This window comes from Prescottella equi (assembly GCF_002094305.1).
Lineage (GTDB): Bacteria > Actinomycetota > Actinomycetes > Mycobacteriales > Mycobacteriaceae > Prescottella > Prescottella equi.
On the sequence record NZ_LWTX01000005.1, the window covers coordinates 66,567 to 80,794 of the forward strand.

17 protein-coding genes are annotated in these 14,228 nt (G+C 68.5%); 12 read left to right on the plus strand and 5 right to left on the minus strand.

Annotation, left to right across the window (positions count from 1 at the left end):
- Nucleotides 1–120 precede the first annotated feature (120 nt).
- The 5 genes from mftR to A6I89_RS14125 all read left to right on the plus strand — a co-directional run bounded on the left by mftR (nt 121) and on the right by A6I89_RS14125 (nt 3,966).
- Nucleotides 121–753 carry a mycofactocin system transcriptional regulator gene (gene mftR, locus A6I89_RS14105; RefSeq protein ID WP_005518304.1) on the plus strand — a complete coding sequence of 211 codons (633 nt, stop codon included), beginning with the start codon at nt 121–123 and terminating at the stop codon, nt 751–753.
- Nucleotides 750–1,553: a mycofactocin oligosaccharide methyltransferase MftM gene (gene mftM, locus A6I89_RS14110; protein WP_005518303.1), complete on the plus strand. Its 804-nt coding sequence runs from the start codon at nt 750–752 to the stop codon at nt 1,551–1,553. Before mftR ends, mftM begins: the two co-directional genes overlap by 4 nt.
- Nucleotides 1,554–1,712: 159 nt before the next feature.
- Nucleotides 1,713–2,768, plus strand: coding sequence for a ferredoxin--NADP reductase (locus tag A6I89_RS14115; protein ID WP_005518302.1), 1,056 nt, complete (start codon nt 1,713–1,715; stop codon nt 2,766–2,768).
- 192 nt (nt 2,769–2,960) lie between these two features.
- On the plus strand, nt 2,961–3,323 hold the full coding sequence (locus tag A6I89_RS14120) for an SPW repeat protein (RefSeq protein ID WP_013416921.1): 363 nt from the start codon (nt 2,961–2,963) through the stop codon (nt 3,321–3,323).
- 25 nt (nt 3,324–3,348) lie between these two features.
- Nucleotides 3,349–3,966, plus strand: coding sequence for a TetR/AcrR family transcriptional regulator (locus tag A6I89_RS14125; RefSeq protein WP_005518300.1), 618 nt, complete (start codon nt 3,349–3,351; stop codon nt 3,964–3,966).
- 23 nt (nt 3,967–3,989) lie between these two features.
- On the opposite strand, the gene A6I89_RS14130 is transcribed toward A6I89_RS14125, so the two are convergent.
- Nucleotides 3,990–4,757 (minus strand): glutamate racemase, encoded by a 768-nt coding sequence (locus tag A6I89_RS14130; protein WP_005518299.1) that lies wholly within the window; start codon nt 4,755–4,757, stop codon nt 3,990–3,992.
- Nucleotides 4,758–4,775: 18 nt separating this feature from the next.
- A complete protein-coding gene (locus tag A6I89_RS14135; protein ID WP_080559339.1) occupies nt 4,776–5,987 on the minus strand; it encodes an NAD(P)/FAD-dependent oxidoreductase in 1,212 nt (403 codons plus the stop codon).
- 172 nt (nt 5,988–6,159) lie between these two features.
- Between A6I89_RS14135 and A6I89_RS14140 the strand changes: the two genes are divergently transcribed.
- The 6 genes from A6I89_RS14140 to A6I89_RS14165 are packed head-to-tail and all read left to right on the plus strand — an operon-like array spanning nt 6,160 to nt 9,326.
- The gene (locus A6I89_RS14140; protein ID WP_022597412.1) at nt 6,160–6,639 is read left to right on the plus strand and encodes an Asp23/Gls24 family envelope stress response protein; all 480 of its coding nucleotides are present in this window, start codon (nt 6,160–6,162) and stop codon (nt 6,637–6,639) included.
- Complete coding sequence (locus A6I89_RS14145; protein ID WP_005518284.1) at nt 6,636–6,956, plus strand: Asp23/Gls24 family envelope stress response protein; 321 nt, start codon at nt 6,636–6,638, stop codon at nt 6,954–6,956. The genes A6I89_RS14140 and A6I89_RS14145 overlap by 4 nt, the downstream gene beginning before the upstream one ends.
- Entirely contained in the window at nt 6,953–7,132 is a 180-nt protein-coding gene (locus tag A6I89_RS14150; protein WP_005518282.1) for a hypothetical protein, read from the plus strand. Before A6I89_RS14145 ends, A6I89_RS14150 begins: the two co-directional genes overlap by 4 nt.
- A complete protein-coding gene (locus A6I89_RS14155; RefSeq protein WP_022597416.1) occupies nt 7,125–8,078 on the plus strand; it encodes a DUF6286 domain-containing Asp23/Gls24 family envelope stress response protein in 954 nt (317 codons plus the stop codon). The genes A6I89_RS14150 and A6I89_RS14155 overlap by 8 nt, the downstream gene beginning before the upstream one ends.
- Nucleotides 8,075–8,692, plus strand: a complete 618-nt coding sequence (locus A6I89_RS14160) for a hypothetical protein (protein ID WP_013416926.1) — start codon at nt 8,075–8,077, stop codon at nt 8,690–8,692. The genes A6I89_RS14155 and A6I89_RS14160 overlap by 4 nt, the downstream gene beginning before the upstream one ends.
- A gap of 4 nt (nt 8,693–8,696) precedes the next feature.
- A complete protein-coding gene (locus tag A6I89_RS14165; protein ID WP_022597418.1) occupies nt 8,697–9,326 on the plus strand; it encodes a pentapeptide repeat-containing protein in 630 nt (209 codons plus the stop codon).
- Here the strand turns inward: A6I89_RS14165 and A6I89_RS14170 are convergent.
- The gene (locus A6I89_RS14170) at nt 9,320–9,691 is read right to left on the minus strand and encodes a YybH family protein (protein WP_022597420.1); all 372 of its coding nucleotides are present in this window, start codon (nt 9,689–9,691) and stop codon (nt 9,320–9,322) included. The genes A6I89_RS14165 and A6I89_RS14170 overlap by 7 nt on opposite strands.
- Before the next feature lie 102 nt (nt 9,692–9,793).
- Between A6I89_RS14170 and A6I89_RS14175 the strand changes: the two genes are divergently transcribed.
- Nucleotides 9,794–10,666, plus strand: coding sequence for a LysR family transcriptional regulator (locus A6I89_RS14175; protein ID WP_022597422.1), 873 nt, complete (start codon nt 9,794–9,796; stop codon nt 10,664–10,666).
- A 103-nt stretch (nt 10,667–10,769) separates the two neighbouring features.
- Here A6I89_RS14175 and tuf read toward each other — a convergent pair whose 3' ends face one another.
- Together tuf and fusA are read right to left on the minus strand one after the other, a co-directional pair.
- Entirely contained in the window at nt 10,770–11,960 is a 1,191-nt protein-coding gene (tuf, locus tag A6I89_RS14180; protein ID WP_005518275.1) for an elongation factor Tu, read from the minus strand.
- A gap of 89 nt (nt 11,961–12,049) precedes the next feature.
- The gene (gene fusA, locus A6I89_RS14185; RefSeq protein WP_005518274.1) at nt 12,050–14,152 is read right to left on the minus strand and encodes an elongation factor G; all 2,103 of its coding nucleotides are present in this window, start codon (nt 14,150–14,152) and stop codon (nt 12,050–12,052) included.
- Nucleotides 14,153–14,228 lie beyond the last annotated feature (76 nt).

Here is a 14,228-nt window from a genome sequence, read left to right on the forward strand (position 1 = left end):
TCCTCCTCCAAATCGGACCCCAGCAGCGGGATCTGCGGTCATAGTGACTTCTTCACTGTGACTCGACTCACCACTGTAATGGCATCGGGTGCACAATGACTAGTGAAGGAGGTCACAGGAGTGCGCAGTCGTAGAAACCCGTCGTCGCGAATCGGCCGGAGGCCGACCACCACACGCGACCGCATCGCGGCGGTGGGCATCGACCTGTTCGCCACTCGCGGGTTCGACGACACCAGCGTCGACGACATCGCGGAGGCAGCGGGGATCGCGCGTCGCACGTTCTTCCGCTACTTCCCGTCGAAGAACGCGGTGCCGTGGGGAGACTTCGACGCGCATCTGGCCGAGATGCGCACCCTGCTCGCGGAGATGCCCGACGACGAGCCGATCCTGGACAACCTCGTCGCGGCGGTTCTCGAGTTCAACACCTTCCCGCCCGAGGTCACCGACGGCCACCGCCGGCGCATGGAACTGATCTTCGTGGTCCCCGCACTGCAGGCGTACTCCGTCGTGATGTACGAGGGATGGCGCAAGGTGATCGCCGAGTACGTGGCCGGTCGGCTCCACCTCCAGGCCACCGATCAGCTGCCCAGAACCGTCGGCTACCTGATGCTCGGCGTCGCGATGGGCGCCTACGAGACGTGGCTGGCCGACGACTCGGCCGACCTGATCGACCTGCTCACGAAGGGCAGTCGGATGCTCTACACCGGACTGTCCGAACTGCACGAGCCGCTACTGAACGGAACCGCCCCATGACGCTCGACTCGCTCGCACCCTGCGCCCCGGGACTGTGGTCGCACGACCACGTCACCGTCGAACGCGTCCCGAGTGGTCCGATCACCCTGACCCGCAGCGGGGACCGCTTGCACGTCCGGCACGCCCTCGGCCCCGAAGCGCTGAGCGAGCGGCTGGTCGCCGAGGTGACCGCGTCGATCGGCGACGCCGACTTCGGACAGACGGAGTTCGAACTCACGATGGTCGGACTGGTGCGCTCCACGGTGCCGGGCGCGCTCGAGTCGTGGACCGTCTACTACCGCAATTCGCTCGAGGAACTACTGGACGGCACCGCGGACTTCGCGCCGATCCACGACAAGGCCGCCGCACTGGTCCGCGGCTCGGTGCTCGACCTCGGCTCGTGCTTCGGCTTCCTGCCCCTGCGCCTGGCCCGCGCCGGCGTCCCCGTCACCGCGACCGACATCCTGCCGGGCACGATGACCCTGCTCGACGCCGTCGCACCCCGCCTCGGCATCCCGATCAGCACGCTCGTCTGCGATGCCGCGAACGTCCCGGTGCCCGACGACAGCGCCGACACCGTGACCGCGGTCCACCTCCTCGAGCACGTCGACGCCCGCACCGGCGCCGACGTCGTCGCCGAGGCCCTGCGCATCGCGCGCGAACGCGTCGTCGTCGCCGTGCCGTACGAGGACGAGGCCACGGCGTGCCACGGACACGTCCGCACCTTCGATGCCGACGCACTGCGGGAGCTCGGCGCATCGACGGGGCGACCGTTCGACGTCTTCGACCACCACGGCGGCTGGCTCGTCCTCGAGGCCTGACGCCTCGAGGATTCGTGCGCGCGCTCGAGAATGCTCCCGATCAGCGGGAGCCGGAAGAGGCGAATTACCATCGCCCCGGTAGCGTCGCTACGCTGCTACGCTGAAACTAGAACACGTTCTAAACGTTCTACACTGATCCACGAGAGGACCAGAGTTCGCATGACCACTATCGACGTGCCGCACAGCTCTCGATCCGCGGTGCTCACCGTGTCCGGGGTGATCGAGGAAACCCCCGACTCGCGGTCGCTGGTCTTCGACGTCCCCGCGGACATGAAGAGCAAGTTCCAGTACAAGCCCGGCCAGTTCCTGACGCTGCGCATCCCGAGCGATCAGACCGGCTCGGTCGCGCGCTGCTACTCCCTGGCCAGCTCGCCGTTCACCGACGACGCCCCCAAGGTCACCGTCAAGCGCACCGCCGACGGCTACGGCTCCAACTGGCTGTGCGACAACCTGAAGGTGGGCGACCAGCTCGAGGTGCTGCCTCCGGCCGGCGTCTTCACCCCGAAGTCCCTCGACCACGACTTCCTGCTCTTCGGCGGCGGCAGCGGCATCACGCCCGTCATGTCGATCCTGAAGTCGGCGCTGACCCAGGGCGGCGGCAAGGTCGTCCTCCTGTACGGCAACCGCGACGTCGAGTCGGTGATCTTCGCCGCCGAGCTGCGTGAGCTCGCCGCCAAGTACCCCGACCGCCTGACGATCATCCACTGGATCGAGACGGTGCAGGGACTGCCCAGCGTGACCCAGCTCGCGACGCTGGTGTCTCCGTACACCTCGTACGAGGCCTTCATGTGTGGCCCCGGCCCGTTCATGGACACCATCCACGAGGCCCTGGCCCAGGCCGGGATGCCGCGCTCGCAGGTCCACGCGGAGGTCTTCAACTCGCTGAGCGGCGACCCGTTCGCGGACGTCGAGCTCGAAGAGGTCACCGCCGAGGAGGCTGCCGACGCCGCCACCGTCGAGATCGAGCTGGACGGCGAGAAGCACAACCTCAGCTGGCCGCGGAAGCAGACGCTCGTCGACGTGATGCTGTCGAAGGGCCTGGACGTGCCCTACTCCTGCCAGGAGGGCGAGTGCGGCTCCTGCGCCTGCACCGTCATCGAGGGCGAGGTCTCCATGGAGCACGCCGGCGTCCTCGACGAGGAGGACATCGCCAACGGCTACATCCTGGGCTGCCAGGCCAAGCCGGTGACCGATCACCTCAAGATCGAGTTCTGACACTCGGCACCCGGTCCCAGGAAGGGCCCGACTCCACCGTCCGGTGGGTCGGGCCCTTCCCGCATCCGTACCCGTCGTGGCCGGAACTGCACGAACCCGTGACGTCAGTGCAATCCGGACAACATTGATCGGCCGGTCAGTCAGCGTGACACTGAGGATGGAGGACACGATCCTTTCCCTAGGAGGCTGGTCATGAAGGCATCAACTCGTTGGCAGGACTACGCGGCCGTCATCATCGGCGCCTACGCAGCCCTCTCCCCACTGTGGCTCGATACCAACAACGCGGCGGTGTGGTCGCTGATCGTGCTCGGTGTGCTGATCGCGGTCGCCGGACTGCTCCACATGGCTCGACCGGAGATGGTCGCGGCGGACTACGCGATGGGCGTGCTCGGCGTGCTGCTGTTCATCTCCCCGTGGGTGATGAACTTCCACACCATGACCGGGGCAGCCTGGACCGCGTGGGTGGTCGGGGCACTCGCGGTCGTGGTGTCCGTCGTCGGAATGCCGGCGATGAGTTCGCGAATGCATGGGCACGGAGGGGTGGCCGCACACTGATCCACTCCGACCGGAAGGCACCCCCATGCCGCCGCGTCCGCGTCGGCGACGAAGCGTGAAGACCGACGGCGACGCCCGCGAGAAGATCCTCGACGCCGCCGAGACGCTGTTCGCCGCCCACGGCTTCGACGCAACGTCCACGGCCGCGGTCGCGGGGGCGGCGGGGGTGCCCAAAGGCCTGATCTTCTACTACTTCCCCACCAAGGCGGACATCCTGACCGCCCTGCTCGCCGAACGACTCCCGGCCGAACCGCTCGACGACCTCGCGCCGCTGGTCGCTCCCGGCGATCCCGCCACGAGCCTGGTGAACCTCGACAACGCGCTCAACCTGCGCGATCACCACTCGTCGGTGATGCGGGTGATCATCTGGCGCGAGGCCGAATCGCACCCCGACGTCCGCGACTACCTGCGCCGCTTCCGGTCGTACCTGCACGACGCCACGGTGCGGATCCTCGAGGCCAGCGCCGCGGTCCCGGTCCGGCCGGGAACTCTGCGGGCGTGCGCGAATGCGTGGGTGGCCGCGATGTTCTCCGCGGCCGGCAACGACCGGCTGCGCGATCTCGACGACATCCCCCGGCAGCACCGTGAGGAACTCGACCCCGTCGCGCAGGTCGTGGCCGCGGGCATGGCGCGCCTGGGCTGACGCCGACGATCCGCGCCGGACCGTCAGCGCGACGGCGCCGCGAGCAGGAGCCGTCCGGCGTCGAAGTTCGCGGCACTGATCGGCAGCTCGCCGCGAGTCCCACTGAGTAGGACCTCCACGGTGCCCTGGCCGGTGGTGTCCCGCCCGAGGGCGTCGATCCGGCGCAGGGTCTGGGCCGCCACGGCCTCAGCGCTGTCGAACAGCGCCACCCCGTCCGGCAGGTGCGCCGCGATCTCGTCGGCGACGAGCGGGTAGTGCGTGCAGCCCAGCACGACACCGGTGACGTCGTCCGGGGTGCGGGCGGCGGCCGCGGCGATGGCAGCCCGCGCGGCCTCGACGTCCCCGAGGTCGATCGCGTCGGCGAGCCCGTGGCACGCCACCCCCACCACCGAACTGCCGTTCGCGAATTCCTTCACGAGATTGGCCTGGTAGTCACTCGCGGTCGTGGCCGCCGTCGCCCAGATCGCCACCGAGTCGCACACCGCCGCGGCGGGCTTGATCGCGGGCACCGTGCCGATCACGGGAATCGAGTCCCCCAGGTCCGCGCGGACGTGCTCGAGCGCCGTGACGCTCGCGGTGTTGCACGGCAGCACGACGACCTCGGCCCCGCGGTCCACCGCACGACGCGCGGTCCCGACCACCCGGTCGATCACCCAGCGTTCGTCGCGCGGACCCCACGGTGCGCCCTCGGGATCGAGCGACAGCATCAGGTCGAGATCGGGCCGCAATCGACGCAGCCACGCAGACGTCGGCAGCAGTCCCAGACCCGAGTCGATGAGCGCAACGATCACCCGACAAATCTAGCCCGCTCAGGCAGGGGCGGACTCGAGCAGTTCCCCGATCGGCGCCCCGGCCGCGATCTTGGCGCGCATCTTCATCACCGCGCCGGCCGATCCCGCACCCACGACGGCGGTGAGGACGCCGTCCCGCGAGTAGTACACGACGAACTTGCGGCCGTCGTCCTTGACGACGTGGACGTCGTCGGTGGCCGACACCGCGCCCAGCGCCTGGATCTTGAGGCCGTACTGGTCGCTCCAGAAGTACGGAACCTGCGTCGGCGCGTTCGGATCGCCAGTGCCGGTGAGCGCGCCGGCCAGGATCTTCGCCTGGTCACCGGCATTGCTCCAGTGCTCGACGCGCTTGCACTCACCCGTTCCCAGGGTCCACGCCGCGACGTCGCCGATCGCCCACACGTGCGGGTCACCGGTTCGGCCGACCGCGTCGCACACCACACCGTTGTCCAGTTCGATACCGGAATCCTCGAGCCACCCGGTGACCGGCGTCGAACCGATACCGATCGCGACGACGTCCACCTCGAGTTCGGTGCCGTCGGTCAGGACGGCACCGACGACGCGTCCCTCGCCGGTGAGTTCGGCCAGCCCGACACCGGCTCGGACGTCGACGCCGGCCTCGACGTGCAGTCGTCCCACGAGCGCGCCGACCTGCGCACCGAGCACCGACGCGAGCGGCGCCGGCTGCGGCTCGACCAGGACGACCTCCATGCCGAGCGCCCGCATGCTCGCCGCCAGCTCGCATCCGATGAACCCGGCACCGACGACCAGCGCACGCTTGCCCTCGCCGAGATCGGCTCGCAGCGCCCGACTTTCGTCGATCGAGCGCAGGACGTGCACGCCCGCGAGGTCGGGCAGGCCGGGGATGCGGCGCGGGGTCAGGCCGGTCGCGACGATCAGTTCGCCGTACTCGACCTCGCTGCCGTCGGCCAACAGCAGCCGTCGTGCCGCCCGGTCCAGTCCGGTCGCGGCGGAGCCGAGGCGCAGCGCGATCCGGTGCTCGTCGTAGAACTCGCGCGGTCGCAGGGTGGTGTCGTCGTTCTCGCCCCGAACGACCTCCTTCGACAGCGGCGGCCGGTCGTACGGCAGGTGCGCCTCGTCGCCGACAATGACCAGTTCGCCGTCGTACCCGGACTGGCGCAGTTCCTCCGCCGCGCGGACGGCCGCCAGGCCGGCCCCGACGATCACGACCGGACCGTCGACCTTCTCGGTGCTGCTCATCCCTGCCATCCCCTCGGACCACTCCGACCACTCGAACACAACTGGAACATGTTCTACCAAATCGCCGTGATGCGCGACACCCCGTCGCCGGGCGCCGCCATCTCCGGCGCCACCCCACCCCGGTCACTACAGTTGATTTCGACCGGCACCGCATCGGGAGGGCGCCGGAAGAGGAGCGACGATGACCACTGATCCGGGTTCGTTCAGTTCGAGCGCGGGCCGCGCTCCGGTGCAGTTCGGGAGCGGCCCCTCGTCCGACCTCGTCAGCTCGCAGGGGCGGACGATCATCGCGGACGCCGTCGTCGCGAAGATCGCCGGCATCGCGACTCGCGAGATCGACGGTGTCTACGACGTCGGCGGTGGCACCGCACGCGTCGTCGGGGCACTGCGCGACCGTATCCCCGGTGCGCGCGTCAACCACGGCCAGGGCGTCGCCGTCGAGGTCGGCGAGAAGCAGGCCGCGATCGACATCGGCATCGTCGCCGAATACGGCGTCGCGCTGCACGAACTCGCGGCCGGGATCCGCCGCAACGTGATCGCCGCCGTCGAGAACATGACCGGGCTCGAGGTCACCGAGGTGAACATCACCGTCTTCGACGTGGTCTTGTTCGACGAGAACGATTCCGGCTCCGAGGTGGACGCCAAGCCGAGGGTCCAGTGACCGAGGCCGATATCCGAGCACCCGACATCGCAGACCTCGCCGCCGCGGCCGCGCTCGCGGTACCCGGCGTCTCGGGCCTGCACGGTGGCGAGTTCGGGACGGTCGCGACCTATCTGCCGGGGCGGCGGATCACCGGGATCAGCATCGGAGCGGACGCGTGCGCGGTCCACGTGATCCTGCGCTATCCGGCAGACCTGATCGCGACCGCCGATCGCGTTCGCGACGCCGTCCGAGCGGTCGTCGGCGTGCCCGTCGACGTGACCATCGAGGACCTGACGGACGAACTTCCCCACGACGAGACAGGACCACGGACATGAGCAGTACGGGTATGGGACTGATCGCAGGCCTGCTCCTCGCCCTCGCCGGAATCCTCGGCGGTTTCAGCGGATTCGTGTTCGCGGTGCTGCTCGGTGCCGTGGGCATGGCGATCGGCGCGCACCGTGACGGCCACCTCGACCTCGGCGCCCTACTGCGGTCCCGCGGCCGTGGCTGAGACCCCGGAAGACGATCCCGGCACCCGCGGAGGCCTCGTCATCAAGGACCGGGCCTACGAGAAGATCGCGACCACCGCGGCGCTCGGGGTACCCGGCGTCGTCGCTCAGGGCGGCGGGCTGACCCGCTTCACCGGACGCGATCTCCCACGTGCCGACGTCTCCGCCGGCGACGCGTCCGTGGCGCTGAACCTGTATCTCGGAGTCCAGTGGCCCTGCGACGTCGCCGAACTCACCCGCCGGGTCCACCGGGAGGTCGGCAAGCAGATCGAGGACCTGACCGGCCGTCCACTGCAGCGCCTCGAGGTCCTCGTCGCGGGCACCGAGGCCCTTCCCGCCGACGAGTCCGACGGCGGCGCGTGCCCGACGCCCGCGCCTGCCGACATCGTGACCCCGCCGCGGCCGCCGACCGCCGCGCCGGCGGCCGTGCCTGCTGCCGTGGTGACGGCGATCGGACTCCTCGCGCTCGCCGCCGTCGCCGCACGAGAACTGCTGATCGCCCGTGGCGTGATCGGCGGCGCGCCCTGGCTGCGAAACACCTTCGAGTGGATCGGACGCCTGCACTGGCAGCAGTGGCTCGTCCCGGCCGCCATCGCCGCACTTGCCGTCGGGATACTGTGCGTCCTGCTCGCGCTCGCTCCGCGGACCCGCACCCACGTCGCGCTCCGCACGGCCACCGGCGCTCCGACCACGTGGATGCGGCCGGTCGACGTCGCGCGCATGTGCAGCGCGCGGGCCAGCACGGTGCCCGGTGTGGCCGTCGCGCACACGACGGTCGATCGCCGACGGTCCACCGTCCACGTGCGTCCGGACGAGACCGTCGCCGGGGAGGCCGTAGCGGCGCTCGAACAGGCCGTCGCCGACTCCGTGCGCGCGAGCCTCGACGTTCTCGACCGCCCGCTGAAACTCCGGGTGAAGATCCGCACGCGCGACCGGCGGCGGGCATGAAGCGCGGACCGGCGGCACTCAACCGCCTCCTCGTCCTGCTGATCGGTCTCGTCCTGGCCGGCCTCGGTGCGGCGGCGCTCGCGTGGGACCGCGATGTCGCGGCCGTGCGCGACGCGGTCGGCCGACTCGACCGCGACCGCGTCGTCGCCGTCCCCGACGAACCGTGGTGGCACTGGGCGCTCGGCGCGACGATCGGCGTCTGCCTCGTGCTCGGGATAGTCGTCCTGGCCGTCGACCTGAGTCGCCGCAGGGCCGCGCCCACCGGCATGCTCGAGAGCGTCACCGACACCCCGGTGTCGATCGATCTGGGCCCGATCGCGACCGGCGTCGCGGCCGAACTGGCCAGGCTGCCGGGGGTGCGCCGGGCCCGCGGACGCGCGCTTTCCGACCGCGGGCTCGCCACGATCCAGGTCACTGTCGAGGCCGACCCGCGCACCGACATCGCGGCCCTGACCGACGCCGCGGACCGCGTCGCCGCGACCACGACGGCCGCCCTGGGCGGCTCGGCGATCGCGGACGTGGCGGTCCGGGTGCTGCTCCACCTCGATCGCACCGACCAACCGCCGGTGCCCGCCCCGCGGCCGCAGCCCGAGTCCGAGGGTGGAGGAGACTGACCCCATGCGTGACACGGACTCCGGACTCTCGACCGACGATGCCTCCTTCGAGGGGGACGACTTCTCGGACGCCGACTTCTCCGGCGAGAGCTGGCAACACCGCTCCTACGTGGGCTGCCTGTTCCGCGACACCGACCTCTCGGGCCTCGTCACCGAATCGGTGACGTTCACCGACTGCGATTTCACGGGTGCCGACCTCACCGGTTCACAACACAGCGGCTCCGCGTTCCGGAACTGCCACTTCGAGTACACCCGCATGTGGGACAGCTCATTCCGCCACTCGAGCTTCCTCGGATCGGTCATCCGGGACTCCCGCATCCGTCCGCTCACCCTCGAGGAAGTCGACTTCACGCTCGCCTCCCTCGGCGAGATCGACCTGCGCGGCGTCGACCTGTCGGGCTGCAGACTGCGGGAGGCGAATCTCGTCAAAGCGGACCTGCGCAAGGCGATCCTGCGCGGGGCCGACCTCACCGGCGCCCGCACGGGCGACCTCCGTCTCGACGACGCCGATCTCGAGGGCGCCCGCGTCGATCCCTCGCTGTGGACGTCGGCGAAGCTCGGTGGTGCCCGCATCGAAATGAACCAGGCCGTGACCTACGCGGCCGCGCACGGGCTGCGCGTCGCCGGCTACTGAGCCGGCCGGACGAACTCCGGCTGATCGAGCACCCGCAGCCAGCTGCCGTCCGGTTGACGCCGCACGACCTGCGCGCGGGCCCCGGCACCGTCTCGGGGCGGCGTGGACGTCAACGCGAGATCGCTGCTGACGAGCGTCGGCAGCGGCGGCTCCGGCTCGAAGCGCGGCGCGTGCGCGAGCACCTGAGCCCACAGGTCCCGGATCGCCGCGCGACCCACCGTGACGGAACCCGGCGGATATGCCATCACAGCGTCCTCCTCGTAGAGGGCGGCGACGCCGTCCGCGTCCCCGGCGTTCGACCGCTCCACGAACAACCTCGTGAGGTCCTCGGGGGTCATCGCCTTCTCGACATCCGCTTTCGTCATCGATCTGTCCTCTCGTAGCTACCGAATCCGTCCGTACCAGCCTCGATCACTTCATTCCAGAACTCCAACAGATAGTTCTGCTGATATCTAGAATCCACAGTTATGGAGTTGCGTCAGCTGGAGTACTTCGTCGCGGTCGCCGAGGAAGCCAATTTCACCCGCGCCGCCGCGCGCGTACACGTCAGCCAATCGGGTATCAGCGCACAGATCCGACAGCTCGAGAACGATCTGGGCGCCCCGCTGTTCGACCGCTCGACGCGCGTCGCGGCGCTCACCGTGGCCGGAGAGGCCGCCCTCGCACACGCCCGCGCCGCACTGGCCGCCGCCCGCGCGGTCCGTGACGCCGTCGACGACGTCAACCAACTTGTGCGGGGCCGGCTCGAGGTCGGCATGGTCACCGCCTGCACCGTGACGCCGCTGTTCGACGCCCTGTCCTCGTTCCATCGGGCGCATCCGGGGATCGACGTGAGCCTGAGGGAGGACAACTCCGATCGGCTCGTGGACGACGTCCGCGCCGGCGCCGTCGACCTGGCGCTCGTCGGGGTCGCGGGCGCGGAGCCCGCCGGGCTGCACTCGTTCACCGTCGTGCGCGAGAGACTCGTCGCGGCGGTCCCGGGCAACCATCCGCTGGCCCAGCTGTCGTCGGTGACGCTCGCCGACGTGTGCGCGCATCCACTCGTGACGTTGCCGCCCGGCACCGGCATTCGCACGGTCCTGGACCGGGGGTGTGCGGATCTGAACTGCCGGGCCTCCATCGCCCTGCAGGCCAGCGCCCCCGACGCCGTCGCAGACCTCGCGACGCGCGGGCTGGGCGTGGCGATCCTCAGCGAGTCGATGGCCACGTCGTACCCCGATCTGGCGTCGCGGGTGATCGCCGACGTCGACGTCGAGGCGGTGCTTGCCCTCGTCTGGAGGCCGGAGATCTCGCCTGCTCTGCGCGAGTTGCTCTCGTTCACGAAACGCGCATTCGCCTGACGGGACGGCGTCCCCGCGAAGCCGGGCCCGCACCGGCGCCGAAAACGCCGAAGGGCGCCCACTCCCGAAGGAGTGAGCGCCCCAGGCGTCAGTGAGAACTAGCTCACTTGATGATCTTCGTGACGCGACCGGCGCCGACGGTGCGGCCACCCTCACGGATCGCGAAGCGCAGGCCCTCGTCCATGGCGACCGGCTGGATCAGCACGACGGACATCTCGGTGTTGTCACCGGGCATGACCATCTCGGTGCCCTCGGGGAGGGTCACAACGCCCGTCACGTCAGTCGTACGGAAGTAGAACTGCGGACGGTAGTTGTTGAAGAACGGGGTGTGGCGGCCACCCTCGTCCTTCGACAGGATGTACGCCTGGCCCTCGAACTCCGTGTGGGGAGTCGTGGTGCCCGGCTTGACGACGACCTGGCCGCGCTCGACATCCTCGCGCTTGATGCCACGAACCAGCAGACCGACGTTGTCGCCCGCCTGGCCCTGGTCGAGCAGCTTGCGGAACATCTCGATGCCGGTGACCGTGGTCTTGGTCGACTCGGGGCGGATGCCGACGATCTCGACCTCTTCGTTGACGTTGATCACGCCACGCTCGATGCGGCCGGTGACGACGGTGCCACGACCGGTGATCGTGAAGACGTCCTCGACGGGCATCAGGAACGGCTTGTCGGTCTCACGAACCGGGTCCGGGATGGACTCGTCGACCGCAGCCATCAGATCCTCGATGGACTTGACCCACTTGGCGTCGCCCTCGAGAGCCTTCAGAGCCGAGATCGGGATGACCGGAGCCTCTTCGTCGAACTCCTGGCCGGCCAGCAGCTCGCGGACCTCCATCTCGACGAGCTCGAGGATTTCCTCGTCGTCGACCATGTCGGCCTTGTTCAGGGCGACGAGGATGTAGGGCACGCCGACCTGGCGGGCGAGCAGCACGTGCTCACGCGTCTGGGGCATCGGGCCGTCGGTGGCGGCCACGACCAGGATCGCGCCGTCCATCTGAGCAGCGCCGGTGATCATGTTCTTGATGTAGTCGGCGTGACCCGGGGCATCGACGTGAGCGTAGTGACGCTTCTCCGTCTGGTACTCAACATGCGAGATGTTGATCGTGATGCCGCGAGCCTTCTCCTCGGGAGCCTTGTCGATCTGGTCGAACGCGAAGCTCTCGTTGAGGTCCGGGTACTTGTCAGCGAGCACCTTGGTGATGGCCGCGGTCGTCGTGGTCTTGCCGTGGTCGACGTGACCGATGGTGCCGATGTTCACGTGCGGCTTGGTCCGCTCGAACTTCGCCTTCGCCACTGGATGTCCTCCTGGACTGATTGTGCTTGCGGTATGCAGCAGTGCGGTTGGTTATTACTTTGGTCGTGCTTCGGCCGACGAAACCGAGGTTACTCGCCGGTCGCCTTGGCGATGATTTCCTTCGAGACGTTCGCGGGAACCTCTGCGTAGGAATCGAACACCATGGAGAAGTTCGCGCGACCCTGGGTCTTCGACCGCAGGTCACCGATGTAACCGAACATCTCCGAGAGCGGAACCAGCGCCTTCACGACACGGGCACCACTGCGTTCCTCCATGGCCTGGATCTGGCCACGGCGGGAGTTGAGGTCGCCGATCACTTCACCCATGTAGTCCTCGGGCGTGGTGACCTCGACAGCCATGAGGGGCTCGAGAATGACCGGGCCGGCCTTGCGGGCAGCTTCCTTCAGCGCCTGCGAACCGGCGACCTTGAAGGCCATTTCCGAGGAGTCGACGTCGTGGTACGCGCCGTCGAGCAGGGTCAGCTTCAGGTTCACGAGCGGGTAGCCGGCGAGAACACCGTACTGCATCGCGTCCTGCGCACCGGCGTCGACCGAAGGGATGTACTCGCGCGGAACGCGGCCACCGGAGACCTTGTTCTCGAACTCGTAGCTCGCGCCGTCCTCGCCGACGAAGGGCTCGAGGGCGATGATGACCTTTGCGAACTGGCCCGAACCACCCGTCTGCTTCTTGTGGGTGAACTCGTGCTTCTCGACCGGACGCGTGATCGTCTCGCGGTACGCGACCTGCGGCTTGCCGACGTTGGCCTCGACCTTGAACTCGCGACGCATACGGTCGACGAGGATGTCGAGGTGCAGCTCGCCCATGCCGCCGATGACGGTCTGGCCGGTCTCCTCGTCCAGCTCGACCGAGAAGGTCGGGTCCTCTTCCGCGAGCTTCTGGATCGCGGTGCCCAGCTTCTCCTGGTCGGACTTGGTCTTGGGCTCGATCGAGACCTGGATGACCGGATCCGGGAACGTCATCGACTCGAGGACGATCGGGTTCGCCTGGTCGCACAGGGTGTCACCGGTCGTGGTGTCCTTCAGGCCGATCATCGCGTAGATGTGGCCCGCGACGGCCTCGTCGACCGGGTTCTCCTTGTTGGCGTGCATCTGGAAGAGCTTGCCGATGCGCTCCTTCTTGCCCTTGGTCGCGTTGAGGACCTGGGCACCCGGCTCGATACGACCCGAGTAGACGCGCACGAAGGTGAGCTTGCCGAAGAAGGGGTGCGCCGCAATCTTGAAGGCCAGAGCCGAGAACGGCTCCTCCTTGCTGGGCTTGCGGGTCAGCTCCTCTTCCTCGTTGTTCACGGCGTGGCCGTGGACCTCGCCGATGTCCAGCGGGTTCGGGAGGTAGTCGATGACCGCGTCGAGCATGGGCTGAACGCCCTTGTTCTTGAACGCGGAGCCACACAGCACCGGGTACAGCTCGGAGGCGACCGTCATCTTGCGGATGGCGCCCTTGATCTCCTCGACCGTGAGCTCCTCGCCACCGAAGTACTTCTCCATGAGAGCTTCGTCGGACTCGGCAACGGTCTCGAGCAGCTTCTCGCGGTACTCGGCAGCCTTGTCGGCCAGATCCGCGGGGATCTCCTCGATGGTGGGCTCGGCACCGGTCGGGACGACGCCGCGCCACGTGATGGCCTTCATCTCGACGAGGTCGACGACGCCGTCGAAGTCGTCCTCTGCGCCGATCGGCAGCTGGAGAACCAGCGGCTTCGCGCCGAGGCGGTCGATGATGGTCTGCACGGTGAAGTAGAAGTCCGCGCCCATCTTGTCCATCTTGTTGACGAAGCAGATGCGCGGAACGTCGTACTTGGCAGCCTGGCGCCAGACCTGCTCGGACTGGGGCTCGACGCCCTCCTTGCCGTCGAAGACGGCAACGGCGCCGTCGAGGACACGGAGGGAGCGCTCGACCTCCACCGTGAAGTCGACGTGGCCGGGGGTGTCGATGATGTTGATCTGGTTCTTGTTCCAGAAACAGGTCACAGCAGCGGAGGTGATGGTGATACCACGCTCCTTCTCCTGCTCCATCCAGTCGGTGGTCGACGCACCGTCGTGGGTCTCACCGATCTTGTAGTTCACACCGGTGTAGAAGAGGATGCGCTCGGTGGTGGTGGTCTTGCCGGCATCGATGTGCGCCATGATGCCGATGTTGCGGACCTTGTTCAGGTCGGTCAGCACTTCCTGTGCCACAGGATTCTTCCCCGCTCGTTGATCGTGTCGGCCCTTCTGGGGCCACGTCTCTTTTTCTTGTCAGCCGGCCCGGTGA

What these genes read in the sequence shown, in the direction of transcription:
- A6I89_RS14170 (WP_022597420.1), bottom strand. Translation starts at nt 9,691, where the DNA reads ATGACGAAAGCGGATGTCGAGAAGGCGATGACCCCCGAGGACCTCACG.
- A6I89_RS14150 (WP_005518282.1), top strand. Translation starts at nt 6,953, where the DNA reads ATGAGCAGTACGGGTATGGGACTGATCGCAGGCCTGCTCCTCGCCCTC.
- A6I89_RS14165 (WP_022597418.1), top strand. Translation starts at nt 8,697, where the DNA reads ATGCGTGACACGGACTCCGGACTCTCGACCGACGATGCCTCCTTCGAG.
- A6I89_RS14140 (WP_022597412.1), top strand. Translation starts at nt 6,160, where the DNA reads ATGACCACTGATCCGGGTTCGTTCAGTTCGAGCGCGGGCCGCGCTCCG.
- A6I89_RS14125 (WP_005518300.1), top strand. Translation starts at nt 3,349, where the DNA reads ATGCCGCCGCGTCCGCGTCGGCGACGAAGCGTGAAGACCGACGGCGAC.
- mftM (WP_005518303.1), top strand. Translation starts at nt 750, where the DNA reads ATGACGCTCGACTCGCTCGCACCCTGCGCCCCGGGACTGTGGTCGCAC.
- A6I89_RS14160 (WP_013416926.1), top strand. Translation starts at nt 8,075, where the DNA reads ATGAAGCGCGGACCGGCGGCACTCAACCGCCTCCTCGTCCTGCTGATC.
- A6I89_RS14115 (WP_005518302.1), top strand. Translation starts at nt 1,713, where the DNA reads ATGACCACTATCGACGTGCCGCACAGCTCTCGATCCGCGGTGCTCACC.
- A6I89_RS14175 (WP_022597422.1), top strand. Translation starts at nt 9,794, where the DNA reads ATGGAGTTGCGTCAGCTGGAGTACTTCGTCGCGGTCGCCGAGGAAGCC.
- A6I89_RS14120 (WP_013416921.1), top strand. Translation starts at nt 2,961, where the DNA reads ATGAAGGCATCAACTCGTTGGCAGGACTACGCGGCCGTCATCATCGGC.
- A6I89_RS14135 (WP_080559339.1), bottom strand. Translation starts at nt 5,987, where the DNA reads ATGGCAGGGATGAGCAGCACCGAGAAGGTCGACGGTCCGGTCGTGATC.